This window comes from Streptomyces sp. NPDC058964 (assembly GCF_042741275.1).
Lineage (GTDB): Bacteria > Actinomycetota > Actinomycetes > Streptomycetales > Streptomycetaceae > Streptomyces.
In genome coordinates this window covers 1-1,315 of the sequence record NZ_JBHYKH010000992.1, presented here as the reverse complement: position 1 = coordinate 1,315, position 1,315 = coordinate 1, and the positions used below count along the sequence as shown (strand labels likewise).

Genomic DNA, 1,315 nt, shown 5'->3' with positions numbered 1-1,315 from the left:
CCGAAGGACGCCGTCTCCGACGTGAACCGGTCACCGGTGAGCTGCATACCGTCACCCGAGTCCCCCGCGAACCGGATGATCACCCGGTCGAGGCGCTTGACGCCCTTCGCTCCACCCGGTTTGCGCTGTTCTCCCACGACGGCTTCGTCGGCCTGTTCCGCTGGGCTGCTGACCTGGCTGGTCACTGAACTGGACCTCCTTCGAGGCGGCTGTCCGGGCGTGGTCGTCCCAAGGACCCTGCCAGGATCAACCCTACGTCGGTTAGGGTCGCCTTCCCTCGGCCGTTCGCATGATGGACGGCGTCATGAGACGACTCGTCGCCCTGACTTGTCATGACTGTTCGCCCCCCGGGCTGGCTCTGGAGACGCTCCCCACTTGTCGCTCGGTTCTCGTTCGGGACTTCGCTGCCAGTGTCGGGCCATCACGAGTTCAGGTAGGTGAGGACGGCCAGAACACGCCGATGGTCCCCGTCGCTCGGCGACAGGCCCAGCTTCAGGAAGATGTTGCTGACGTGCTTCTCCACGGCTCCGTCGCTGACCACCAGCTGCCTGGCGATCGCCGAGTTCGTCCGCCCCTCGGCCATCAGTCCCAGGACCTCCCGCTCGCGCGGGGTGAGGCCCGCGAGCACGTCCTGCTTGCGGCTGCGCCCGAGCAGCTGGGCGACCACCTCCGGGTCCAGGGCCGTGCCGCCCTGCGCCACCCGCACCACGGCGTCGACGAACTCCCGCACCTCGGCGACCCGGTCCTTGAGGAGATAGCCGACGCCGCGGCTGGAACCGGCCAGCAGCTCGGTGGCGTAGCGCTCCTCCACGTACTGTGACAGCACCAGCACGCCGAGGCCGGGATGCGTCTTGCGCAGCCGCACCGCGGCCCGCACTCCCTCGTCGGTGTGCGTCGGCGGCATCCGTACGTCCGCCACGACCACGTCCGGCAGCATGCTCTGCGAGTCCAGGTCGGCGATGGTCTTGATCAGCGCCTCCGCGTCCCCCACCCCGCCGACGACCTCGTGCCCGCGATCGGTCAGCAACCGGGTCAGGCCCTCCCTGAGCAGCACTGAGTCCTCGGCGATGACCACTCGCACCCTGTTCTCCACGATCTTCCGGCCCCCCACAACCCGTCTCTCCGCAGCGTCCGTCCGTACGAAAGTCCAGCATTCCAGCATTCGGACCGGACCGCGCCCGGGCAACGGGAACAGGGGCACGGCATGTCAGGTTCCGTGCCCCCGGGCGGCTTGTTCTCGATCATTCCGACGCGATCCGGCCGCCCCGGGTCGTCGGGAGGGCGGCCGGAGGGACCGGGCGTACGGCCGTACGGC

2 protein-coding genes are annotated in these 1,315 nt (G+C 69.2%); both read right to left on the bottom strand.

The features are described 5' to 3' along the window. A partial coding sequence (locus tag ACFW2E_RS47100) for a hypothetical protein (protein WP_384478378.1) occupies nucleotides 1-185 on the bottom strand: 185 nt, incomplete at its 3' end. A 236-nt stretch (nucleotides 186-421) separates the two neighbouring features. Continuing rightward, nucleotides 422-1,081 (bottom strand): LuxR C-terminal-related transcriptional regulator, encoded by a 660-nt coding sequence (locus tag ACFW2E_RS47095; protein ID WP_384478381.1) that lies wholly within the window; start codon nucleotides 1,079-1,081, stop codon nucleotides 422-424. Between the last annotated feature and the right edge of the window lie 234 nt (nucleotides 1,082-1,315).